This window comes from Neisseria animalis, assembly GCF_900636515.1.
Taxonomy (GTDB): Bacteria; Pseudomonadota; Gammaproteobacteria; order Burkholderiales; family Neisseriaceae; genus Neisseria; species Neisseria animalis.
Genome location: NZ_LR134287.1, coordinates 1,278,745 through 1,303,742, shown reverse-complemented (window position 1 = coordinate 1,303,742; position 24,998 = coordinate 1,278,745). Strand labels below are relative to the sequence as shown.

15 protein-coding genes and 2 tRNA genes are annotated in these 24,998 nt (G+C 51.1%); 10 read left to right on the top strand and 7 right to left on the bottom strand.

Annotated features, from left to right (window positions below; genetic code table 11):
- Positions 1-146: 146 nt before the first annotated feature.
- The 6 genes from EL111_RS06115 to EL111_RS06090 form a co-directional block, all read right to left on the bottom strand.
- A complete protein-coding gene (locus tag EL111_RS06115; protein WP_123795325.1) occupies positions 147-611 on the bottom strand; it encodes a low molecular weight protein-tyrosine-phosphatase in 465 nt (154 codons plus the stop codon).
- Positions 608-1,717 (bottom strand): conjugal transfer protein, encoded by a 1,110-nt coding sequence (locus tag EL111_RS06110; RefSeq protein WP_123795324.1) that lies wholly within the window; start codon positions 1,715-1,717, stop codon positions 608-610. Before EL111_RS06110 ends, EL111_RS06115 begins: the two co-directional genes overlap by 4 nt.
- Positions 1,718-1,923: 206 nt before the next feature.
- Positions 1,924-2,000 (bottom strand) — tRNA-Asp (locus EL111_RS06105).
- 82 nt (positions 2,001-2,082) lie between these two features.
- Positions 2,083-2,158, bottom strand: a tRNA-Val gene (locus EL111_RS06100).
- Positions 2,159-2,279: 121 nt separating this feature from the next.
- Positions 2,280-3,035 (bottom strand): hydroxyacylglutathione hydrolase, encoded by a 756-nt coding sequence (gene gloB, locus EL111_RS06095; protein ID WP_123795323.1) that lies wholly within the window; start codon positions 3,033-3,035, stop codon positions 2,280-2,282.
- A gap of 72 nt (positions 3,036-3,107) precedes the next feature.
- Positions 3,108-3,665 (bottom strand): nitroreductase family protein, encoded by a 558-nt coding sequence (locus EL111_RS06090; protein ID WP_123795322.1) that lies wholly within the window; start codon positions 3,663-3,665, stop codon positions 3,108-3,110.
- Positions 3,666-3,909: 244 nt separating this feature from the next.
- On the opposite strand from EL111_RS06090, the gene EL111_RS06085 reads away from it, so the two are divergent.
- The 7 genes from EL111_RS06085 (at position 3,910) to EL111_RS06055 (ending at position 10,518) form a co-directional block, all read left to right on the top strand.
- The gene (locus EL111_RS06085) at positions 3,910-4,380 is read left to right on the top strand and encodes a Fur family transcriptional regulator (RefSeq protein WP_123795321.1); all 471 of its coding nucleotides are present in this window, start codon (positions 3,910-3,912) and stop codon (positions 4,378-4,380) included.
- Positions 4,371-5,300 carry a CobW family GTP-binding protein gene (locus EL111_RS06080; RefSeq protein WP_123795320.1) on the top strand — a complete coding sequence of 310 codons (930 nt, stop codon included), beginning with the start codon at positions 4,371-4,373 and terminating at the stop codon, positions 5,298-5,300. Before EL111_RS06085 ends, EL111_RS06080 begins: the two co-directional genes overlap by 10 nt.
- A 62-nt stretch (positions 5,301-5,362) precedes the next feature.
- A complete protein-coding gene (locus EL111_RS06075; RefSeq protein ID WP_123795319.1) occupies positions 5,363-5,875 on the top strand; it encodes a DUF723 domain-containing protein in 513 nt (170 codons plus the stop codon).
- A 219-nt stretch (positions 5,876-6,094) separates the two neighbouring features.
- Positions 6,095-7,138 carry an ABC transporter permease subunit gene (locus EL111_RS06070; protein ID WP_123795318.1) on the top strand — a complete coding sequence of 348 codons (1,044 nt, stop codon included), beginning with the start codon at positions 6,095-6,097 and terminating at the stop codon, positions 7,136-7,138.
- Positions 7,135-7,695 carry a phosphorothioated DNA-binding restriction endonuclease family protein gene (locus EL111_RS06065; RefSeq protein ID WP_123795317.1) on the top strand — a complete coding sequence of 187 codons (561 nt, stop codon included), beginning with the start codon at positions 7,135-7,137 and terminating at the stop codon, positions 7,693-7,695. The genes EL111_RS06070 and EL111_RS06065 overlap by 4 nt, the downstream gene beginning before the upstream one ends.
- A 161-nt stretch (positions 7,696-7,856) precedes the next feature.
- The gene (locus EL111_RS06060) at positions 7,857-8,885 is read left to right on the top strand and encodes an ABC transporter permease (protein ID WP_123795451.1); all 1,029 of its coding nucleotides are present in this window, start codon (positions 7,857-7,859) and stop codon (positions 8,883-8,885) included.
- Between the two features lie 91 nt (positions 8,886-8,976).
- Positions 8,977-10,518, top strand: a complete 1,542-nt coding sequence (locus EL111_RS06055; protein WP_123795316.1) for a fatty acid--CoA ligase — start codon at positions 8,977-8,979, stop codon at positions 10,516-10,518.
- Between the two features lie 511 nt (positions 10,519-11,029).
- Here EL111_RS06055 and EL111_RS06045 read toward each other — a convergent pair.
- A complete protein-coding gene (locus EL111_RS06045) occupies positions 11,030-11,938 on the bottom strand; it encodes a Dyp-type peroxidase (RefSeq protein ID WP_123795315.1) in 909 nt (302 codons plus the stop codon).
- Between the two features lie 234 nt (positions 11,939-12,172).
- On the opposite strand from EL111_RS06045, the gene EL111_RS06040 reads away from it, so the two are divergent.
- The 3 genes from EL111_RS06040 (at position 12,173) to EL111_RS06030 (ending at position 24,871) form a co-directional block, all read left to right on the top strand.
- Positions 12,173-13,276: a metallophosphoesterase gene (locus EL111_RS06040; protein WP_123795450.1), complete on the top strand. Its 1,104-nt coding sequence runs from the start codon at positions 12,173-12,175 to the stop codon at positions 13,274-13,276.
- Positions 13,277-14,015: 739 nt separating this feature from the next.
- Positions 14,016-15,770 carry a ShlB/FhaC/HecB family hemolysin secretion/activation protein gene (locus tag EL111_RS06035; protein ID WP_197717745.1) on the top strand — a complete coding sequence of 585 codons (1,755 nt, stop codon included), beginning with the start codon at positions 14,016-14,018 and terminating at the stop codon, positions 15,768-15,770.
- 44 nt (positions 15,771-15,814) lie between these two features.
- Complete coding sequence (locus EL111_RS06030; RefSeq protein ID WP_126325846.1) at positions 15,815-24,871, top strand: two-partner secretion domain-containing protein; 9,057 nt, start codon at positions 15,815-15,817, stop codon at positions 24,869-24,871.
- Positions 24,872-24,998: the final 127 nt, after the last annotated feature.

Genomic DNA, 24,998 nt, shown 5'->3' with positions numbered 1-24,998 from the left:
CTATGCGGATTTGGATAAAATATATTTTGTTAAATCAAATGGTTATATTGATGAACTATTGATTTGTATTCGGGTGCGGGGCATCGGGCAAACAGCATAAAAAGCCGTCTGCAAATGCTGATTCAGACGGCTTTTTATGCTTAAGCTCAAACGAGTTCCAGTTTTTTCAACAAGGCGGAGCTGCCTGCCTCCACGAGACGGAAGGTTTCCGCAAAGTCGCCGGTGTACCATGGATCCGGCACGGACGAGTAGCCGCTTTCGGGAATCAGGTCGGTAAGTTTGAACAGCTTGTCGGGATGTTTTCCGAACAGACGTTCCAAATCGTTCAGATTGCTGTCGTCCATCGCGATGATGAAATCAAAATGTTCGATATCGCTGCTCTTCACTTTGCTGCTGGTAAAACCAAGATGGCTGATGCCGTGTTTCGTCAGGATTTTACGGGTGCCGGCGTGCATATTCTCACCGTCGTGCCAGCCGGAAGTGCCGGCACTCTCTACTATGATGCGCTGACCGACACCGGCTTCGGAGGCAAGATGGCGCAAAACACATTCTGCCATCGGAGAGCGGCAGATGTTGCCGAGGCAGACAAATAAGATGTGATAATGCTTCATTTGCAGACGGCCCCGTTGCTGAAAAACGGATTAAAGCCGTCTGCTTTTAAGGCTTGTGCGTAAGTGGGCGCATCGGCGTGTTCGGGTAATGCTTCTTTCAGCATGTAAAGGTGTTCGACACGGCATTCCGCCATCAAATCCAAAAAGTTTTGCTGGATAACGGCAATATTGTCGGTGGGCGACAATACCCAGTTGAACACTTGCGGCGCCAGCTCGAATGCGCTGTCGGTCGCATTGAAGCTGAACAGCAGTTTTCCGCCCTGTTGTGCGGCGGCAGCCACACCGACACGGGGACTTTGCAGCCTGATGGCGCGGATGGCATTGGTGGAAAATACGTCCATCGCCATGCGTTGGCGCATATGGCTGCCTTCGGTTAATGCCCGCAGCGGCGTGGTAGGAGAAAGCGGATTGACAAACAGGGTAACGCCGTCTGTATTCAGGGCTTCCTGCCACAACTGCATCAGCGGCAGGCCGGCCTTGAGCAGGTTTTGTCCCAGCGCGGCTTGAGTTTTGCTGTCGCCGTAGCCCAGTGCAAAAACAACGTGTACCGACTGGCCGCTTGGCAGTGATAATTCAGACGGCTTGAAGCCCGCGGCAAATTGTTGCGCGGCTTCCAAATTTTGCTTGGCTTGAAACCATTGGCCTGCGTTGATGTCGCTCAATTCGGTAGAAGAAACCAAAAACGGCAGCCACGAAGCCTGATTGAGGGCGCGCAGGTGGGGATAGTTTTCAAAACAAGCATTTAATGCAGCAACGGGAGCGGTCAAGCTCATGCTTTGGGCTTGGTTGCAACCGGCTACCAAAACCAGCGGCATGGCAAACCATTGGATTTCATCATCATTTTCAGCATTCAATACCTGATTGAGGCTGTCGAGCAAGACACGGTAACTCTCCGAATCGGCAGCCATGCTCATGGCAACCGAAAAACCGAGATAGTAGTTTTGCTGCAACATCCCCCGAATTTCGGTTTGCAAGGATTCTGCAGCCAGTTTGCGTTGCGCGGCAGAGGAGGTGTGGGCAAGGCTGGAAGCATTCAGCAGCAGATTGTTTTTAACAGGCGTTTCGGGGTAGGGGCGGGTATCGGGTAAGGTGAAAGAAATAGACATTTTTCTGCCTTTGAAGGATTGTTCTTTTAAAAGACAGCAGATTATAGCAATAACAAAGCGGAGCAGTAGGAAATAAGGGAAATGAATTTATTATCTGTTTGTTTTTACAGAAAATTCATAACCTGATAGGAAGGGAGGTATAGAGAGATGCCAAAGGAGAAAAACGGAAAAAAGAAAAGCACCGGAAACCGATGCTTTGTAAAAAGTGGCGCGGCGGACGGGGCTCGAACCCGCGACCCCCGGCGTGACAGGCCGGTACTCTAACCAACTGAGCTACCACCGCGCATTGTTGTTCAACCAACAACGAAAGGAAAACTAAAAAATGAAGAAATTAAACTTAGCCGGCTTACAGCTAAAAGTAAAACTGGTGGGTGATGACGGAGTCGAACCGCCGACATTCTGCTTGTAAGGCAGACGCTCTACCAACTGAGCTAATCACCCTTGGGAAGTCGCTATTAAACCAAAATATGCCCAATCCGGCAAGCATTTTTTTACACTTTTTTAGCTTCTTCGGGTAGTTTGTTGAAATTTAAACAAATAAAGTAACGAGTGTTAGGTTTGTTTAAAATGTGTTTTTCAGCTCCCGCAGCGCGGCGAATACTTCCAATTCGCTATGCAGCTTTCTGCCGCACAAGGTTTCCGCTCTTGACCAAACTTGCGGCAGCCCGACACGGAAAAAAGGATTCACCGCGCGTTCATGCGCCAAGGTAACCGGCAGGGTCGGCGCATCTTGCTGAAGAGCGGCGTTTAATGCGGTTTGAATATCAGCATTGTCCGGCTCGATATGCGCGGCAAAACGCAGGTTGGAGGCAGTATATTCGTGGGCGGGATAAAACAGCGTGCTTTCCGGCAGTTGGTTCAGGCGGTTGAAACTGTCAAACAGCTCTTCGACCGTGCCGGTAAAAACCCGCCCGCAACCTGCGCTGAATACGGTGTCGCCGCAAAAAACGTGCAGGCCGTCTGCATTTTCCAGCAGATAGCTGACATGATGTGCGGTATGGCCGGGTGTCGCCCAAACGGTTACCAATCCGTCGCCGAATGAAAATTGGTTGCCGGCTTCAACGGTATGCGTTGCTTCTTCGATGTCGCTTGCGCCGTAAACCGGTGAAGACATATATACGCGTTTCAACGGAAGGATGCCGCCGCAATGGTCGTGGTGGTGGTGGGTAATCCATGTTTGCGCCAACATCAGGCGGTTGTGGATAAGAAACGCCAATACCGGCTCATGTTCTCCGGGATCGATACACGCTGCTTGGTTGCCGCTTTGCACGATCCAGATGTAATTATCATTGAAGGCTTTAATCGGGGTAATGGTCATGGTGGGATATTTATTTATGTGTGTCGGTTTGTTTTGCAGACGGCATTATATTGCTTGCCAAGCGGTTTGATGTTACCAACGGCTGACAAATGCTGACAAATCGGTATTTTTGCTGCCACCGGTTGTTTCGGTGGGCGAACCGATCATCATCAATCCGATGATTTTGTCTTTATCGGCGCAATCGAAGGCTTGGCGCAGCAGCGGGCTGTTGACCCACATTCCGCTGATCCAAACATTATCGAAACCTTGTGCATTGGCCGCCAGTTGCAGCGCGTAAGCGGCGCAACCCGCAGTGAGCATTTGTTCCCATTCGGGTTTGGGCTTGGGGACTTCACGGTTCGGGCTGAAGGTTACTCCGATAACGAGAGGGGACATATTGCCGACTTTTTCGGCTTTTTGCATGGCTTCATCGCCAAAATTCATTTCGCTGACTGTTTGGCACAATAAAGAGCGGAAGTGCTGCAAACCGGCTTCGCTTTCGATAACGGTAAAGCGGAACGGGCGCATATTGCCGTGATCGGGTACTTGCGTAGCCGCTTGCAGCATGGCTTCGATTTGCTCCGCATTGGGAGCGGGGGCGGTCAGTTTTTTGGAAGAACGGCGGGTGGTCAGCAGGGTGAGTGCATCCATTTTCGGTTTCCCTATCATTTTGCAGACGGCTTTTATAGCACAAATTATCACTCTTGCCCACTAAAAGGGAATGTTTCTCATTTGCTCTTGTCGGATTTTGGTGTAAAAATTGCCGGCACAGAGGCGTAGAACTTATTGATTGGGCACCGCACGGCAACGCACCGTTTTCAAACGGCAAGAATGCGGCAAACACGTTATAATATAGCGGATTTGTCTCTCATGCCGTCTGAAATTCCAATTTGATATGAATAACACCAAACAAAAAATTCTCGAGCAAGCCCGCGCGGGAGGCGCGCAGGTCACCGCGCTGCGCGAGCAGGTGCTGGACATCGTATTGCAGCAAACCGGCGTCATCAAAGCCTATCACGTTTTATCGCAGATGCAGCAGCAGAGCGAAGGCGTGGTTGCCCCGCCCACCGCCTACCGCGCATTGGACTTTTGGGCGGAGCAGGGCGTTTTGCACAAAGTGGCGGCGGTCAACGGCTATGTGTTGTGCAGCCACGCCCAGCACGACTGTTCGGAACATTGCCGCCGACACGGCGAAGGGGAAGCGCACCACAGCGCATTTATCTTGGTGTGCACCGAATGCGGTGCGGTTGACGAGCAGACTTTGAGCCAAGAATGGACGGCTTTGCGCGCAGGCGTGGCCGAGAGCGGATTCGCCTTGAAAGAAGAACATGTCGTTTTAACCGGAGTGTGCAGAAAATGTCAGTAAAGAAAACCAAAGTCCACCTGATTTCCGGCTTTTTGGGCACGGGTAAAACCACCGCCCTCAAAAGCCTGATGGCGCAAAAAGACCCGAACGAAAAATGGGTGATTATCGTCAACGAATTCGGCGAAATCGGCATTGACGGCGCAGTATTGAGCGACAACGGCATTCCCGTGGCGGAAATTGCCGGCGGCTGCCTCTGCTGCACCGCCGGCCCCCAGTTGGGCAACACCGTGCAGAAAATGCTGCGTGATGCCAAGCCCGACCGCCTGATGATTGAAGCCAGCGGCCTTGCCCACGCCGCCAGCGTGATTGACGAATTGAAAGTCAAACCGCTCTCCGATGAACTGGAAATCGCCGCCGTGTTTACCGTGGTCGATCCGCGCCAGTTTGTCAGCCCCGATTACGCGCAGCAGGCCTTGTATAAAGACCAAATCGGCGTATGCGACGTTTTGGTGGCGAGCAAAACCGATTTGTGTACCCCCGAAGTGATGGCGGAATTCCACGACAAAGCGGCGAAATTGTTTCCGCCCAAAGCCAAAGTGGTGGAAGTGCAAAACGCGCAGCTCGATATTCAATGGTTGGACATTCCGGTGATTGAAAAACCGCGCTACCGCCTCAAAACCGAAGCCCTGCCCGATAACAGCATGGGCTTCCAATCCGAAGGCTTCACCTTCCCCGCCGGACAAGATTTCGACGGCGAACGCCTGACCAAATTCTTCAACGACCTGCCGAAAATGACCGAAGGCCTCGTGCGCGCCAAAGGCGTGTTTCAAGTGCTCAGTACTTGGGTATGGCTCAACTGGGTGGACGGCCAATGGGGTGCCAACCAAGTTTCCTGGCGGCGCGATTCGCGTTTCGAGCTGATTGCCAAATCGTTTGACTCGGATTTGATTGAGAAAAAATTGAAAGAGGCGTTGGAGTAACACAGCAAATGCCGTCTGCAATTTGATTGATTTAATATCGTTTGATATCTAAGGAGACAGCTATGCCTCGCCGTCTAACCCTAGAAGAAGCTCAAGCCCAAGTAGATGCAAAGTTTCCTGATAAAGGCTTGATTCTTACTTCCTTCGAAGGTGTAAATCGTCCGGTTTCCTTTATTTGTCCTGAACACGGGGAGCAAACTCTATCTTTTTTCCATAGTATGTTAAAAACCAAACACGGCTGTACTGCCTGCTCTTACCCCCTTCGTGCTGAACGTTTAAGGGAGCAAGCCGAGAAATCTCTAGCAGAAACCCAAAAAAATTTCTCCCAACAAGCCCTTACTGTAACAGGCGACCACAATCAGGCGGTCTCAGGCAACAACAACCAAGCCCCAGTCCCCACACCCAACACCTCAGACCTGAAACTCAAGTTGCAGGCATTTGAGCGTCAGTACGAAGCTCTCCGCAATCATTTGCAGGTTATTGAGTATGTGAAAGAGGTTGATAAAGTTGTGGTTGAGTTTGCTTTGAAGGGTTTGGACAGGGAGATGGAGGTGTTGATGGGGTGGGAGGACTGAATGACTGATTTCAGATAAAGTGCGTCAGGTGGGTATAAGTGAAGTGTCTTTTGTTCGACGGATATACCATCGGTTTGCAATATGCGCGGGGTGGGTATCTTGCGGCAAAAGGGAATCCACCTTTAAGATAACCCGTTAAATTAAAAAGGCAACGCAGTGGGCAAAGATGCCCCCTAGATTTGCAGACGGCCTTTTTTGCAAAAACAAAGGTAAAACCAAATGTGGCGTTACATCTTCCACCGCCTGCTGCTGCTTATCCCGACGCTGCTCGGAATTTTGGCGGTAACTTTTGCCATTATCCAATTCGTACCCGGCGGGCCGGTGGAACAGATGGTGCAGCAGCTCACGCAAAGCGGGGTGGGCGGCGAGACGGCGGGCGGAGGCGGTACGATGTTGAAACACGGCCGGCTCAGTGCCGAAGATATGGCGGCGTTAAACGCGCTCTACGGTTTCGACAAGCCCGCGCTTGAGCGTTTTACCGATATGGTGGTGCGGTTTGCCCGTTTTGATTTGGGCGAGAGTTTTTTCCACCATCAAACCGTGTTTGAATTGGTTAAAGAAAAAATGCCCGTTTCCATGAGTTTGGGGCTGTGGACGTTTTTCCTGACTTATTTAATCTGCATTCCGCTGGGAATCGCCAAAGCGGTGAAAGACGGCAGCCGTTTCGATGCGGTAACGGGCATGGTGGTTTTGGTGGGTTATACCGTTCCGCCGTTTGTATTGGGGCTGGTGCTGCTGGTGTTGTTCGGCGGCGGCAGCTTTTTTGCGTGGTTTCCGCAGGGCGGCTTGGTGGGCGACGATTTCGAACAGCTCTCATGGGCGGGCAAAATCAAGGATTATCTGTGGCACATGGCCTTGCCGGTTACCGCTTCGGTGGCGGGCAATCTGGCGGTGATGACGGTGTTGACCAAAAATGTGTTTCTCGAAGAAATCCGCCGCCAGTATGTTTACACCGCCCGTGCCAAGGGCTTGCCGGAGCGGCAGATTCTGCTGAAACATATTTTCCGCAACGCGATGATTCCGCTGATTACCGGCTTTCCCGCCGCGTTTATCGGCGCGTTTTTCACCGGCAGCCTCTTGATTGAAACGCTGTTTTCGCTCGACGGCTTGGGGCTGCTTTCGTATGAGGCGGTGATGAAGCGCGATTATCCGGTGGTGATGGGGACGCTGTATGTGTTCACGCTGATGGGCCTGCTGGCGAAACTGCTGTCGGATATTTCGTATTCATGGGTCGATCCGCGGATACATTTCGAGGGGAAATGATGAACGCTTTGCGGCAATATGAAATATATTTCGACCGGTTGAATTGCGCGAAAAGTCCTACGCTCGGCGAAGCTCCGCATAAGCCGGTTTTGTTGCTGGCGGTGATGGAAATGGCGGCGGCAGGCCGTCTGCAAAATCGGCAGATTGCTCTGACTCCTGATTTGGCTGTGTTTTTTGAAAGAATGTGGCATTCGTATGTACGCACCGCCCACAAAATGAATCTGGCTATGCCGTTTTACCATATGAAGGCTGAGCCGTTTTGGCGGATAAAAGTCCGCAAGGGCTTTGAGGGCGAGTTTGAGAATAAAAATAAAATGAAAGGGCTGAATGCTCTGGCGCAGGCTGTTGAGTACGCGGAAATAGATGCCGAACTCTGGCATTTGTTGCAAAATCCCACCGACAGGCAGAAGCTGCATGATTTTTTGGTGCTGCGCTATTTCAACAAATCAGAACCGATTACCCCGAATGTAACGAAACAGACGGCGCTATCTGCCGTAACCCTATCCGAACGGCAGGCTGCCAACGATTCAGATGGCCGGATATTGCAGACGGCTTGATGCAGCGGGTGTTGCGGGGTACTTTGTACGCACTGCAACAGAGGCTTTCAATCTAATACGCCCGGTGAACAAACAGACTGTTTGAATATTGTAAAATCGAATATTTTCAAATGTCGGGTTGGGCATTCAGCCTGCGTTTGCAGACGGCCTTACTAAAAGTTATGAGCAAAAACCTTTCTTCTCATTCCACTTGGCAAGCCTTTAAGCGGCACAAGCGCGGCTGGGCGGCATTGCGCCTGTTGGCGGTATTGTTTGCCGTATCGCTGCTCGCGCCGGTGTGGAGCAACGATAAGCCGTTGTGGATTCAATATCAGGGCAGCCATTATTTTCCCGCGCTGCATACTTACCACGAAACCGTGTTCGGCGGCGATTTCGACACGCCCGCCGATTATTTCGATCCGCTTATCCGCCGCAACATCACCGAAAACGGCAACCGCGCCGTTTATCCGCCCAATCCCTACGCCGCCGATACGATTAACGAATTCGATACGCTGCCCGACCCCGCGAGGCCGTCTGCAAACCATTGGCTGGGTACGGACGACCGCGGGCGCGACGTGTTGGCGCGGCTGGTATACGGTTTCCGTGATTCTTTATTGTTTGCGCTGGCACTGACTTTCGCCACCACCGTCATCGGCGTGCTGGCGGGCGCGGTGCAGGGCTATTTCGGCGGCAAAGTCGATTTGCTGATGCAGCGGTTTTTGGAAATCTGGGGCGGGCTGCCCGAGCTGTATCTGTTGATTATCCTGTCATCGTTTTTCAACCCGGGTTTGCTGGTGCTGCTGGTGTTGCTGTCGCTGTTCGGCTGGATGGGGCTGTCGGACTATGTGCGTGCCGAGTTTTTGAAAAACCGTCAGGCCGATTATGTCGCCGCCGCCAAAAGCATGGGCGTTTCAGACGGCCGCATCATGTGGCGGCATATTCTGCCCAACAGCCTCACGCCCGTTTTGGCTTTTTTGCCCTTCCGCATTTCCGGTGCCGTTTTGGCATTGACCAGTCTGGACTTTTTAGGGCTGGGCGTACCGGCCTCGCAAGCCAGCCTGGGCGAATTGCTCGCACAGGGCAAAGACAATCTCGATGCGTGGTGGATCGGACTTTCCGCAGTCGGTACGCTGACGCTGATGCTGCTTTTGCTGGTGATGATAGGCGAGGGGCTGCGGCAGGCGTTTGATGTGCGGGCGCGGGATATATAGCCTGAACTTCATCGGCAAATCATGTACAATACCACCTTATTTTCAGCTTATCCGAGAAGCTGAAGCCATTTTTAAAAATAATGTTGTTGCCATGAACTACCCATACCAAAACTTTTATGAAATGTTGAGTGCCGCCTGCAATCAAAACGGGCGCGGGGTTGTCGTTTATCACGACAAGGAAAAAATCAGCTACCGCGAATTAAAACGCAAAGCCGAAGCGGTGGCGGCGTATTTGCAGAGCATTGATGTCAAATACGGCGACAAAGTGGCGATGGTGGTATCCAATTCGCCAGAATTTATCATCAGCTATTTCGCCATTACTGCCATCGGCGCGGTGGCTGTTCCTGTCAATACGTTTCTGAAACACGAAGAATTCGAATATATTCTGAACGACTGCCAAGCCAAAGTGATGTTTGCATCGATTGGTTTGTCTAAAGAATTGAAGGGCTTGAAAAAGAAAACCCGTTTGGAAAAAGTGATTTGGATCGGCGGTACGGAGCAATCGACCGACCGCCACCTGAGCTTTGCCGATGCACTGGCGTTTACGGAAGAGCCTGATTTGTCGCGCCAACCGCAAATCGACAGTTTGGCACACATCATCTACACTTCGGGTACGACCGGCCACCCCAAAGGCGCGCTCATCAGCTATAAAAACCTGTTTTCCAATATGGCGGGCGCACACGAAGTATTTCATGTACGCAAAAAAGACCGCTTTATGGTGTTTTTGCCGATGTTCCACAGCTTCACGCTGACGGCGATGGTGTTGCTGCCGGTGTTTGCTGCCGGTTCGATGATTTTGGTGAAATCCGTTTTTCCGTTTTCCAACGTACTCAAACAGGCTTTGTTGAAGCGTGCAACGGTATTTTTGGGCGTGCCTGCGATTTATACGGCGATGGGCAAGGCAAAAATTCCGTGGTATTTCCGCTGGTTCAACCGCCTGCGTATCTTCATCAGCGGCGGCGCACCGTTGGCGGCGCAGACGATTGCGGATTTTAAAGCCAAATTCCCGTCTGCCGAGTTGCTGGAAGGTTACGGCTTGAGCGAATGCTCGCCGGTGGTTGCCGTCAACCGCTTGGAAAAACAAAAAGTCGGCAGCGTCGGCCTGCCGCTGCCGGGTTATCAGGTGAAAGCCGTAGATGAAGAATTGGTAGAAGTGCCGTTGGGCGAAGTAGGCGAACTCATCGTCAAATGCGATGCCGTAATGCAGGGCTATCTGAATATGCCGGAGGCAACCGGTGAAACCATCGTCAACGGCTGGCTGAAAACCGGCGATTTGGTAACAATCGATTCGGACGGCTTTATCTTTATCGTTGACCGCAAGAAAGATTTGATTATCTCCAAAGGTCAAAACGTCTATCCGCGCGAAATCGAAGAAGAGCTGTATAAAATCGAAGCCGTTGAAGCCGCTGCCGTCATCGGTGTTCCCGACCAATACGCCGATGAGGAAATTGTTGCTTTTGTTCAGCTCAAAGAGAACATGAGTATCAAAGAAACCGAAATTCGCGCCCATCTGCGCCGCCATTTGGCCAATTTCAAAGTGCCGAAGGAAATTCATCTGAAAGACGAATTACCGCGCAATGCAACCGGAAAAGTGTTGAAACGCGTGTTGAAACAGCAGTTTATGAAAGAATGATGGGGTATCATTTCCTATGCCGTCTGCATTTGGCAGCGCGTTCGGACGGGATCCTATATTACAGTACACGATATATAGTCATTTAAAATAAAAATGATACAGCGTTGCTTTGCCTTGCCGTACTATGTGTACTGTCTGCGGCTTCGCTGCCTTGTCTCATTCTTATTTTATTCGACTATAGTCGGATACCCCGGAGTGAAGTAAGGCAGCAGAACCGCAAACAGTAGGAATCGGCGGGTTTGCTGCTTGGGCAGCTTGGTCAAGTTCCTTTTTTTGAGCAAGGTGTGGCAACGCTGAATCATTCTGCACTGAATGGCTAAGCAACGAAATAATGTGTGTTATATACTCAAAGGCCGTCTGCAAATTACGATTTTGCAGACGGCCTTTATTCTCATGCAGGGCATATTTATATAGTCGAATAAAATAAGAATGAGACAAGGCAGCGAAGCCGCAGACAGTACACATAGTACGGCAAGGCAAAGCAACGCTGTATCATTTTTATTTTAAATGACTATAAATTTTGCAGCCGCTCAACCGACGGCACATAGTAATACGCACCGGATACTGCGGTGGAAAGGTGGGCAAGCAGGCGGTCGGTTTGGCCGTCTGTTTCACCAAACATACTTAAAAGTTGTGCCTCAATATTATGCAGGGTATGACAATAGGCGATAAACATCAGGCCGTTTTCGCCGCTGATTGTGCCGTAGGGCAGGCTGCGGCGGACGATTTTCAAGCCCACGCCGTTTTCTTTCAGGTTGACACGTCCGAGATGCGAATCTGCCAAGAGGGCATCTCCCTCGAACTCTTCATTTTCAACCTTGCTGCGCCCGATATCGGATTCTTGTTCGGAAATTGCATGGCTGTTCCACTTGTTCAAATCGTGCCGGTATTTTTGCAGTAAAACATAGCTGCCGCCTGCATCAGGACAGTTTTCCCCAATAATGGCAACATTGCGGACATTCTCATCGCCTTGGGGGTTTTCCGTACCGTCAACAAAGCCGTCTGTACCGCGGTTTTCCAGCAGGCGCATACCGTGGGTTTCGCTTTGAACGCTGATGCTGCCGCCGAATGCGTTGAGTACGGATTTGGCCAGTGCAAAGGCTAAGTCCTGACGCATGGCTTGGATATGAATCATCAAATCATGTTGGGTAGCCGGCGCAAGGCCGTTGCCCAATGCGCGGAACGGCTTGATTTCTTTACCTTCATTGCTGTGTCCGAGTGTGTGCCAGAAGTCGCTGCCGAAAGCGACGGACAAACCCAGCGATTCGTCGGGGTATTGCGTTTGTAAGGTTTGCAGCGCCGACAATACGGTGCGACAGGCGGTTTTTACTGCTTCTGTTTGCCCTGACAGAATATCGGCTTCAATAAAAATACCTGCTTTACAGTGATCCGGAATAATGGCAGTTTGCGGCGTGTTCATTGCAATTCCTTCGGTGTGTTCTCAGTTGAATCGACAAAAGGATTATAGCGGATTTCATGTCTGAGCGGGCAGGGTACAGCCGTAAGCAAACAACATAATTGTTTGTCTCTAAATGTACGGCAGGATTTGCAGACGGCATGGATATGGCAGACTTTACACTTGCTTGCTTCGGTGCGGTCTTTAAGGCTGTTTGAATGTGTTAAAATCCGCCGCTGGTTCGAATTGGAAGATTTTATGCGTTTGGGTATTTTCATTTTAATATTGATTTTATTGCAAGTATTTACTTTTGGTTTGGGAAAATCACTGCAATGGCTGTTTGCGCCTTTGGTTGGAAAAAGAGGGCGCAGCTTGCTGATGGTTCTGGCCTATGTGCTGACCAATGCGATTTTGCTAGGAGTGGTTTTACAAATGACCGGCTATCTGGAAATGAAAGTGCTGTTGTTCCGCATGATGGCTATGTGGATGGTGGTTTTGCTGTACGTTATGTATGCGGCTTTGGCAACATTCTTGCTGTATCTGATGTTGCGTAAGATTATGGACAAACCGCCGCTTTCCCGCAGTTTGCGTGTATTTGCGCCATTGTTTTTTATCGGCTTGATGGTTTTGTCGGTATATAACGCTTATGTACCGGTGGTGCATCATCAAGTGGTGAGCATCAATAAAAAAATGGGAAAACCGTTGCGTATCGGCTTGGCCAGCGATACCCATTTGGGAGAATGGTTTGGTGCAAATCAGTTGGATAAGCTGGCCGACATCATGAAGCAGGAAGCAGTCGATATCATTTTGCTGCCCGGCGATTTGATGGACGATAACGTCATTGCATACCGTTCCCAAAATATGCAGCCTCATTTGCAAAAGCTGAATGCACCGTTAGGCGTTTATGCGACTTTGGGCAACCATGATTTATTCGGTTCGGAGCGGCAGATTAAGGAAGAGTTGGAAAAAGCAGGCATCCGTGTTTTGGAAAATGAAGCCTTGGAAACCAACGGCTTGCTGCTGGTCGGACGCAATGACGATTTGGATTTTCTACGCCCGACAACCGAGCAGTTGTTAATCGGACAAAATACCAGACTTCCGGTGTTATTGATGGATCACCGCCCCAACGATATTCATTTGCATCAGCATTTGCCCATTGACATACAAGTATCCGGCCACGTCCACAACGGACAGGTTGCCCCGGCAAATCTGATTGTACGGGCGTTGAACCGTTTGGCTTACGGCTACGAAGCAATCGGCAACGGCCATTATTTTGTAACATCGGGCTACGGCTTTTGGGGCATACCCATGCGCTTGGGATCGCAATCGGAAGTTTGGATTATCGATGTACAAGGAATGTAATATAAATATTTGATTTTAAATAAAATCAAGACAAATTATGATTACTGATATGATGATAATTCTGGTTGTCGTGGGATCTATGCTCAAATAGAGAGCATACGCTCCTTATTGTAAAATAAAGCCTTACCATTGAAGTAAGGCTTTGATTTTATGGCGAACCAGTCGGAATATTTGGACTTGATGAAAGGCCGCTTAGGTTTAGTGTCTGATTATGCGTTATCGCAAAGATGGAGGATTGAGCCGACCAGAATCAGCCAATACCGCAAGAACCGGCTGCGGCTGCCGATAGAATTTATCTTAGACATTTCCCGCGAACTGAGTATATAAGCGATTGTTATTGTTAGAGAATTGGAGTTTGAGCGTATCAGGAGACGAGGCGGAGACGTTGCAGAAAAAGCTGCGTTTAAGCCAAATGAGAAAGTCCGGCGTTATCCGCCGCCGTGGGTTGAGCGCAAGCATTGGTTCAGAAATAAGCGGTAATTTTCATAGTTCGCATAATGTATATTATGTTAAATTATTATACATGAAAATTATCGTCCGCACTTTCCCGATAGAATCCGGTGTGCAGTCCCCATTTTTTAATAGTCATAACACCATTTCCGGTTATTTCGTAAAATCTGTAATGGTTTGGATACGATTTCATTTTATAATAAAAATTAACAAATACTTGCATGATTTATATTAAATACGGTAGCATATCGATACATTCTATTCGGCTTATCCGCATACTGCCCGCTATATGAATAATCATCAAATTTTCAATAAAGCCAATATGTTATTGGTTTTATCGGCATGGCCCGCATTATTATTTGCAGTAGATGTTCCCCAAGCCTCCCGCATCCGGCAAGACCAGTTGCGCCAACAAGAATTGCAGCAGCAAATCAGGCCGCGAAGAGATGTGCATTTGGAAAGGCCGTCTGCAATTTCTCCCGAGTCTTTCTCTCTTTCCGATTCCGAGTCTCACTGCTTTCCTGTCCAATCCGTTACCCTTATTGGCGATTCTGCCGAAACTTTCCAATTTGCCCTTAAAAAATCACTCAAACAATCCGGTTTTCAGCCCGGTATGTGCATAGGTGCACAAGGCATCAACCGCATCATGACTTTAGTGCAAAATGCCGTTATCGGGCGCGGTTATACCACCACCCGTATTTTGGCGGCGCCGCAGGATTTGAACAGCGGTATTTTAGAATTGACGGTATTGCCCGGGCGCATCCGTTCGCTGCATATCGACCGCAATCATGACGAAGCTGCCCATGCGGGGCGGATTGCGGCATTTCAAAACGAATTTCCACTTAAAAACGGCGATATTCTGAACCTGCGCGATTTGGAGCAGGGATTGGAAAACTTAAAACGGCTTCCCACGGTAGAAGCAGATATTCGCATCGAGCCGGGTGCAAAGCCGTCTGAAAGCGATGTGAAGGTGGTTTGGCAACAGCGTTTGCTGCCCTACCGCATCACTTTGTCTGCCGATGATTCGGGCAGCAAGGCTACCGGTAAGTATCAGGGTTCGGCAGTGTTCTCTGCCGATAATCCTTTGGGTTTGAGTGATATGTTTTATGCCTCGGTCAGCCGTGATTTGGGGCATAAAGCGTCTTATACGGATGCAGACGGCAAACACAGGGGCAGCAGTACGGCAGGTTATGCATTTCATTATTCCGTTCCGTTCGGCAAATGGCTGTGGTCTTGGAATCACAACTATTACCGCTATCATCAGGCGGTGGCCGGTGTGAGCGAAGTGTATGACTATAACGGCAAGAGTCGGACGAGCGATATCGGCGTCAGTCGTTTGCTTTATCGTGATGCCAAACGTAAAACCCATCTCCATGCCAAACTGTGGCAGCGGGAAACCCAGAGTTTTATCGATGACACCGAAATCGAAGTACAGCGCCGTAAAACCGCCGGTTGGTCGGCAGGCATCAACCATAAGGAATACATCGGCAAAGCGACTTTGGATTTGTCGGCCAATTACAAACGCGGTACCGGTCGCAACAACAGCCTGTCCGCACCGGAAGAAGTCTTCGGCGAAGGCACGTCGCGCATGAAAATCATCACTGCCGATGTAGCTTTCAATATGCCCTTCCAAGTGGGCAAACAGCAATTTGCCTACGACACCCGCTTTCATGTCCAATGGAACAAAACGCCCCTCACCCCGCTGGACAAACTTTCCATCGGCAACCGCTATACCGTTCGCGGTTTTGACGGCGAAACGACTTTATCTGCAGAACGCGGCCGGTATTGGCGTAATGATGTGTCATGGCAGTATGCTCAAAACCATCGCGCCTACATCGGTATCGACACCGGCCGTGTCTCCGGTCATTCCGCACAATACTTGCCGGGGCAGCGTCTGACCGGCGGTGCGGTGGGATTCAAAGGGCAATTCAACAGCGGAGGTAATCTGTATTACGATGTTTTTGCTGCCAAGCCGTTGCATAAGCCTGCATACTTTCAAACGGCCGACACGAATTATGGCTTTAATTTGAATTATTCGTTTTAAAAATAAATCATACGGCAGCAGCAATAACCGGCCGGGGGAGAATCATGAATAAAAACCGCTACAAAGTCATCTTCAATAAAAAGCGCGGCTGTATGGTGGCGGTTGCCGAAAATACATTGCGCGAGGGCAAATCCGCTCAAGACGGCAGCGGTACAGGCATGATGCCGTCTGCAAAATCCCCTGTTTCCACATTCGGCAACCTGTGCACCCAAATCCATACACTTACTTTTTCGGTGATGATGACGTTAGGGTTGGCGGGAATGGTTCACGCTTCCGCAATTCATGCCGACCGCAGCGCACCGGGCAGCCAACAGCCGACTGTACTGCAAACGGCAAACGGCCTGCCGCAGATCAATATCCAAACCCCGAGCGCGGTAGGCGTATCGCTCAATCAATACCGTCAATTTGATGTGGACGGCAACGGCGCCATTCTCAACAACAGCCGCAGCAGCGTACAAACACAGTCGGGTGGTTGGATTCAGGGCAATCCGTGGCTGGCGCGCGGAGAAGCACGGGTTATCGTCAACCAAATCAACAGCGCCGCCCCTTCCCTGTTAAACGGTTACATCGAAGTCGGCGGCCGCCGTGCCGAAGTCATCATGGCCAATCCCGCCGGTATTCAGGTTAATGGTGCGGGTTTCATCAACGCTGCCGGCGTAACGCTGACCACAGGCAAACCCGTATTTGCAGACGGCATATTGCACGGCTTTGAAGTGCGCGGCGGCAATATTGCCGTAAACGACGGCGGTTTGGATACTTCGAGTGCCGACTACACCCGCATTCTCAGTCGTGCCGCCCAAATCAATGCAGGCGTTTGGGCGCAAGACTTGCACGTTAGCGCAGGCAATAACGACATAACGGCTTCCAACGGCGCCACAGCAATTGTTCCCGCTACCTCCCCTGCTCCTGCTGTAGCCATCGATGCCGGCGCATTAGGCGGTATGTATGCCGGCAAGATTACCCTGATCAGTACCGACCGCGGCGCAGCGGTTCAAAATGCCGGCCAAATCTTCGCCGCGGCAGGCGGCGTTACCCTCTCTGCCGACGGTAAAATCAGCAACAGCGGCAGCATCGTTGCTTCGGATAAACAACAAAACAGTCCAAATACCGCGGCCGTTTCCGTCAACGCAGCCGCTTTGGACAACAGTGGCACGCTCTCCGCGCAAGGCCAAGCCGCCATCGCCACGCAAAATCTCGACAACAGCGGTTTGATTGCCTCATCAAACGAATTGTCCCTCAGCAACCGACATACCCTGAACAACAGCGGCCACATCAATGCCGCCCGTATCGACATCAATACAGGCCGTCTGCAAAACAGCGGCAACATCGCCCAAACCGGTTTGCAGGCATTGGCGCTCCATAGCAATCGTTTGGATAATGACGGCGGCTATATCGGCTACCCACAAATCGATACTTCAAGCGGCTCAAAATCCCCTACTGCACCTACAACGTCTGACATCATCACCGCCCCGACAACAGCCGCTTCATCAGGCAGCATCAGCCAACAACCCGCCGCAACCAATCTTACTTTTGCAGACGGCAACATCACCGTTGCCGAAGGCCTCTCCAACAGCGGCAGCATTACCGCCAACGGCAGTATGGCCTTAAGCACCCAAAACGCCCTAAGCAACCGCGGTGAGCTGAATGTAAACACGCTCAGCGTTTCCGGTGCGCGGTTGGACAACCAAAGCGGCCGCATTACGGCACAGACTGCGGATATCCGTACAGATACTTTTAACAACCGCAGCGGCAGTCTGCATACGCAAGAACGCCTGAATATACGTTCCGGAACGGTCGATAATCATGCCGGCAGCCTCTCCGCCTTAAAAGCATCAGATATAAAAGCACGAAACCTCAATAATGCAGACGGCATGATTGTTTCCGGAGGTGCTTTGTCTGTACAGTCGGAAACTGTTGTAAACAGCGCCGGAGAAATTGCGGCAACCGGCAATCTCGGCGTGCATACGGAGCTTCTGAATAATGCTGGAGGAGCGATTACTACCGCCCGTTCGCTTGATTTGACCGCTACCGCACTCAACAATACGGGCGGCAGAATAAGTGCGGCAGAAACCCTATCGCTTAAAAGCGGGGAATTAAACAGCACTCACGGTGAAATCACCGCTTCAGGCATGCTGACGCTGCAGGCAGACGATACCGACAACACCGCAGGCCGTATCTCGTCTGCTGAAGGCTTGGACATCACCACAGGCAACTTGAATAACCGCGAAGGCAGAATCCATACCGCAGGCATATTGTCTTTGGAAGCGGCAGATTTGAATAATAAAGACGGTGAAATTGCCGCCTCAGATACCGTACTGGCCGTCGCAGATGCCGACAACAAGGGCGGTAAAATTACAGCAGCCGGAAACCTTCTGTTTGCCTCGGCAAATTTGGATAATTCAAACGGTACGCTTGCCGCTTCCGGCATGCTCAAGCTCAATGCCGCCGATACAGAAAACCAAAACGGCATCATCAGCTCGGGAAGCTCAATGACGCTGGTGCTTGGCAATTTCAACAACAATTCAGGCAAAATAGCCGCCGCAGATTTATCCCTTCAAGCAGGCAATCTGAGCAACCGTTCGGGAGAGATGGTATCAGGCGGTACACTGGCTCTTTCCGCAAAAGACTTGGACAACCGCAGCGGCACCCTCTCCGCCGCCGAAACATTGACCCTGAATACCGCCAATCTCGACAACCGGCAAGGAGAAATGGCCGCAGTCGGAGCATTGGCTCTGCATTCGGCGGAGTTAAACAATTCGGAAGGCAGTATTCTCTCTGAAAACACATTGACGCTGACGGCTGCAGACACAGCCAACCGCAGCGGCACCATAGCATCCGCAGAAAGTCTGACGCTGCAAACGGCTGATTTGGATAATACTTCCGGAGAAATCCTTTCCGGCTCCGATTTGTCTTTAACCGCCGGAAATTTGGATAACGGCAGCGGCAAAATAACTGCCGCCGAGATTGCCATCAACAGCCGCAACCTCAGCAACCGCAGCGGCGGCATCCATGCAGGCCGTCTGCATATCCGCACCAGCGGCTTGAACAACAGCGCAGGCACTATCCGCAGCAATAGCGGAACCGTCTTGCAACTTGCAGACGGCCTTGATAACAACGGCGGTCAAATCACATCGGCTAAAGATGTTCTCATCACCGAAAACGCCCAAAATACCCTTGCCATTCAAAATAACGGCGGCAGTATTCTTGCCGGACAAGACATATCCCTTCAAGCCAAGTCTCTAGGTTCGGACGGCACACTTGCCGCAGGTCGGGACATAGATGTCCAACTGCAAGACAGCTTTATTACGGCACAAGATATTCAAGCCGGACGCACCTTGAATTTTTCGACACAAGGCCGTCTGCAAAATGCCCATACGCTTGAAGGCGGCGAAGCCGTCATACTGAAAGCCGCAGAAATAGACAATACGGCTTCAGGCATTATCCAATCCGACAAACATACCCGACTGAACGCGCAAAACATCGCCAATCGGGGGATGATTAACAGCAACGGTCTGACCCTTATCGACAGTACGAACAATTTGGAAAACATCGGCAGCGGCAGAATTTACGGCGACCATATCGCCCTTTCCGCACAACAATTCACCAACCGCGAAGAAACAGTCGGCGAGACCACTCAAGCTGCTGTGGTTGCCGCCCGCAGCCGTCTCGACATCGGCGCGACCCATATTGCCAACCGTGAACACGCCCTGCTCTTCAGCGCGGGCGACATGGCCATCGGCGGCAGTTTGGACGACAAGTATCAGGCGCAGGAAAAAGCAGCCGATATTCGCAATCTGAGTGCGTCCATCGAATCTTTAGGCGATATGACGGTGCGTGCCGGTACCCTGCTCAACCGTAACGAACATTTTGATATTAATCCTCGTATAGAAGTCGGAACACCGGAAGCATTTGACTATATCATTCCAAGCGGCACTCAGGAGCGGCTGCAGAGATCCGATTTCAAGTGGGTAAGTTTCAGCAGAGCCGGAAAGTTAGTCAACAAATCTGCTGCCGAATATGACGAAAGCAATTTTGAGTTCGGGCGCACGCCGATTCCGGACAGCCTGATCGACTATTCTGCCGACAGCAAATTGTGGGCATATTTCGGCCTCGAAGCGCCTCAAGGCGAGCCCCCCGTACCCAATGTAAGCGAACAGGACTTCGAAGCAGACGGCGAAACCCTGAAAAAACCGGCAGAACCGCCGGCAGGCAGTTGCGACAGCACATCCGCATCTTACGATGCGGCGCTCTGCAATGCATACGAAGCAGCTCAAGCCAAATACGAGAGCGATTTGGCCGAACTTGCCGCATACAACCAATGGGAAGAAGCCAACAGCGCCGCTTTTGAGGCTTTGTCTGCCAAAATCGACGCATACAACAACAGCTTCCAAAGAGAGATTAAAGACTTTACCGAGCTGAAATTTACCCGTCGGAAATATCAAGATCAGGTAGGCAAAAGCGATCCTGCGCGCATTGCATCGGGCGGCGATATGTTGCTCGAAGGCAGCGTAACCAACGATAACAGCGAAATACTGGCAGGCAAAACCCTGTTGGGCGGTTTGGAGAATATCAATAATCTTCCTACCCCCGCTTTTGCCTACGAAGAAGACGAAGGCACTACCCAATACACCCGTACCCGTTGGCGCGGCGGCTTCAAACGCTACCACCAAAGAGACTGGGACGATCGGCTCGACTACAAAGAAAACAGACAAACCGCCATCGATTTGGCAGTATCCACCGTACTGGAGCATACATCGGCAACAAGCAGTCTGCCTGATACCCCTGCTTCAGGCAGCGGACTGAACCCGTCCGAAACGGAAGCAGCAACGTCCGCCGATATACCGCATATCCGGGCCGGCAGTTTGGTTAAAGGTATTCTCCCTCAAATTACCCGTATCGGAACGCCGAACCCCGCAAAGGCATCACCGCCCGACAACATACCGCCGCAACAAGGCGCGCCTGCAGCAAACCTGCCGACCAGTAGTTTGTTCTCCATCAATCCACAAAATCCCGGCTTTCTGATTGAAACCGATCCTGCCTTTGCCAACTACCGCCAATGGCTGGGCAGCGATTACATGCTGCAAGCCCTGAACCAAGATCCGAATCACATCCACAAACGCTTGGGAGACGGCTTTTACGAGCAGCGCAGCATCAACGAGCAGATTGCACGATTAACCGGCTACCGCCGTCTGGAGGGCTATTCCAATGACGAAGCGCAGTTCAAAGCCCTGATGGATGCCGGTATCAGCTATGCCAAATCCTTCAAGCTCAGCCTCGGCATTGCCCTGTCGGCCGAACAAGTTGCCCGATTAACCAGTGACATCGTCTGGCTGGAAAACAAAACCGTTACCCTGCCCGACGGCAGCGTCCAAACCGTACTCGCGCCCACCGTTTACCTGAAGCCGCGCCAAGGCGATTTGAAACCGGGCGGTTCCCTGATCAGCGCCGAAACCATCATACTGGACGTAGATAACGGTATCGTCAGCGGCGGTACCATTGCCGGCCGCAGCTTGGTTGACTTGGCTGCCGCCGACATCGAGGCAGACAGCGGCTACATCAAAGGCCGCCGTACCCGCTTGAACGCCGCCAACAACATCCGCATCAAAGGTGGCCGCATCAGCGCGGAGCAGAGTCTCGACTTAACCGCCGGCAACGACATCGACATCACCTCGCCGACAAACCGTACCGAAACCGAAGGCAAAGGTTTCAGCGGCAGCAACACCCATATCGGCCGCGTAGCAGGATTATACGTTTCCGATAAAGGCGGCAGCCTGAAAGCCGAAGCGCAAGGCCGTCTGCACCTGAATGCCGCCGAAATCGGCAGCGCAGGCAATGTCCTGCTGCTGGGGCGTGAAGGCATCAACTCCGGCACGGTAGTCATCGGCTTTGAGCAGCACAGCCGTAGCGACGATAAAAACTACCGCAGCGAAGCGCAAACTTCCGAAATCGGCAGCCGAATCCAAGCAGAAGGCAAAATCGTATTGAGCGGCGGCAACATCAGCACCCGCCAAGCAGAAATAAACAGCAACAGCGGCAATATCCTCCTCCATGCCCAAAACAGCCTGAGCCTGACAGAAGGCCGGCAAACCAACCTGTTTGAAGAATCCCGCTATCACAAATCCGGCTCGTTTGCTTCTAAAAAGTCCCGTCTCGACCAATACCGCAGCAACAACAATGAAGCCGTCTCCGGCAGCATTACCGGCAGCCGTATCCTGCTCAACAGCGGCAACGATACCCTGATACGCGGCAGCGACATCATCAGCGACAAGCAAACCCGAATAACCGCAGGCGGCGATATTGCCGTTGAAGCCGCCCAAAGCCGTTACGACAACAGCGAGTTCCATCAAACCAAAAAATCCGGCCTGATGGGAAGCGGCGGCATCGGCTTTACCCTTGGCAGCAAAAAAGACGCTACGGCTACCAGCCGCCAAACCACCGCTCACAACGGCAGCACCGTCGGCAGCTTATACGGCGACACCCTGATTCAGTCTGACGGCGATTACCGTCAAACCGGCTCTACCGTCTCCGCCCCCGCAGGCGACGTACAGATTCAGGCGCAAAACATCAACATCGAAGCCGCACAAAATACCTACGCAACCGACTACCAACGCACCATCGAACAAAAAGGACTTACCGTAGCCGCCAACGTCCCCGTCGTACAGGCCGTACAAAGCGCCGTTGCAGCAGCAAAAACCATCGGCAAAAGCAAAAACGACCGCGTTAACGCCATGGCTGCCGCCAACGCCGCATGGGATATCCGTGCCGCAGACCAAGCATTGGGACAAGCCCTTGCCGACCCCAAAGCCGCCGCACAAGCAATCAGCGTTTCCCTTACCTACGGACAACAAAAAAGCGTTAACCAAAACCATACCGAAGGTACAACTGCCCAAAGCAGCCAAATCAACGCAGGCGGACAAGTCAGCCTGATGGCCGACAACGACAGCAACAATGCCCATATCCGTGTTACCGGCTCCGACATTGCCGGCAAAAGCGGCACCCTGCTCTCTGCAGACGGCATTACCCTGCAATCCGCCGCGCAAACCCACCGCGAACGCAGCAGCAATAAGAGCAGCGGCTGGAATGCCGGAGTCGCCGTCAGCTACGGACAAAACGGACTCGCCTTCGGCATTACCGCCGGAGGCAACCACGGCAAAGGTTACGGCAACGGCGACGATGTAACCCACCGCCACAGCCATATCGGCGATGCAGACAGCCAAACCCTTATCCGCAGCAGCGGCGATACCCTGATTAAAGGCGCGCAAGTCAAAGGCAGCAGCATAGACCTCACCGCCGACAACCTGACCATCGAAAGCGTACAAGATACCGCCACCTACCGCAGCAAACAGCAAAACATCAGCGCCCAAGCAACCGTAGGCTACGGCGCATCCGCTGGCGCGAATGGCAACCAAAGCCACCTCAACGCCGACCATGCAAGCATTACCGAACAATCCGGCATCTTTGCCGGAGACAACGGCTTCAATGTAACCGTACACAACCATACCGAACTCAAAGGCGCAATCATTACCGCCACAGAGAAAGCCGAAACCGCAGGCAACAACTCTTTGCAGACGGCCTCACTCGGCAGCCGCAACATCCAAAACTACAGCCGCTATGAAGGCGATAGCATCGGTATCAACGCCAGCGGCAATGTCAGCGGCGGTTGGAACGGGCAAACCGTCGATAAAGACGGCAACGCCACCCACAGCGCAACTCAAAGCATAGGCTACGGCACGGACGGCAACAGCCAAAGCAGCACCACATACAGCGGCATCGGTACCAAAAATATCAGCATAGCCAACGATCGGGACGACACACAGGCAACAGCCGCCTATACCGACATCCGCACCGAAACCGCCGAAGCCGCCTCAGGCCGTCTGCAAAATGTGTTTGATAAGGAGAAAGTACAGCAAGAATTGGACTTGCAGCGGGAAGTGAGCCAACAATTCAGCCAAAATGTGCAGGAAGCAAATACCGAGATTAACAAACACATTGACGAACTGGAGAGGAAAAAAGAAGCCGGAACAATCAGCGATACCGACTATCAAAAAGAACTCGGCAAACTGCAATACCTGAAAACCGGCCTGAATATGGTAGCGGCGGGATTAAGTGCCCCGACCGACAGCGTAGCGGGTATTGCCGCCGCAACCGTCAGCCCTGCCGTGGCTTATCAAATCGGCCAGCATTTCAAAGGTTTGGCAAAAGACAATGCAGACGGCAAATTGACCACCAAACAAGAAGCTGCCCATATACTCTCCCATGCAGTATTGGGTGCAGCAGTTGCTGCTGCGGGCGGTAACGATGCGATGACGGCTGCCGTAGCCGCAGGTGGCGCGGAAGCCGTTGCTCCAGTGGTTTCCAACTGGTTGTATGGGGAAGAAGACGGAAGCAAACTGACTGCGGAGCAGAAAGAGACTGTGTCTGCGATTGCGGGTCTGGCTGGGAGTGCTGTGGGAACTGCGACAGGTAATGCTGCTGATGTGGCTCAGGGTAATCAGACATCTATAAATTCAATAGAGAATAATCAAACGCGACCATTTAATTTAAATGATTCATATTTAAAGCAACTTGATAATATGTCTGGTGCTTTCCAAACAGCCTATAAAGCAACAGGAAATATTGAAAAGGCAATGGACGCTGCAAAAAAAGTGGGTAGTTGCTATGGATGTAAGAATCCAGGAAGTGATTATTTGCAAGGATTAGTAATGCTTTCTTTAGCTTCTCCCGTTGTTGTCATTGGAGGGAAAACGTATGCATTTACTGCTATTTCATCAGTCACACAAGGTGCTTTTACAGCCGTTGTCATTGAAGGACAGCAATATAAGTTATCTGATTTATCATATGATGCCTCATTAGGCATCATAATAGGGAAGGGACTGGATAAATATATGGATAAAATGCTGATGTGGTCTGGGACAGAGAATAAATTTCTAGAACGATCTTTAGATATAAAGAAACAAATTATAAATTATGGCGTGGGAAAAGCAGGAGAAGGAACTCTAGATAAATTTATAGGAAACAATAATATAATTCTTCTTGAAGTTCCAGATTGGAGAAGAAAAATTGACCCAATGAAAAATGTTAAAACCATATTAGGAAAATAATAAAAATGCTTAAATTTCATGAAAAAAAACCAAGTCTATATGGTTTTGGAAAAACTATTGGATTTTTATGTAAAACAAATTTTGATATTTTATTATACTTTATAGAGGTAAACAGTAAACAAAAGTT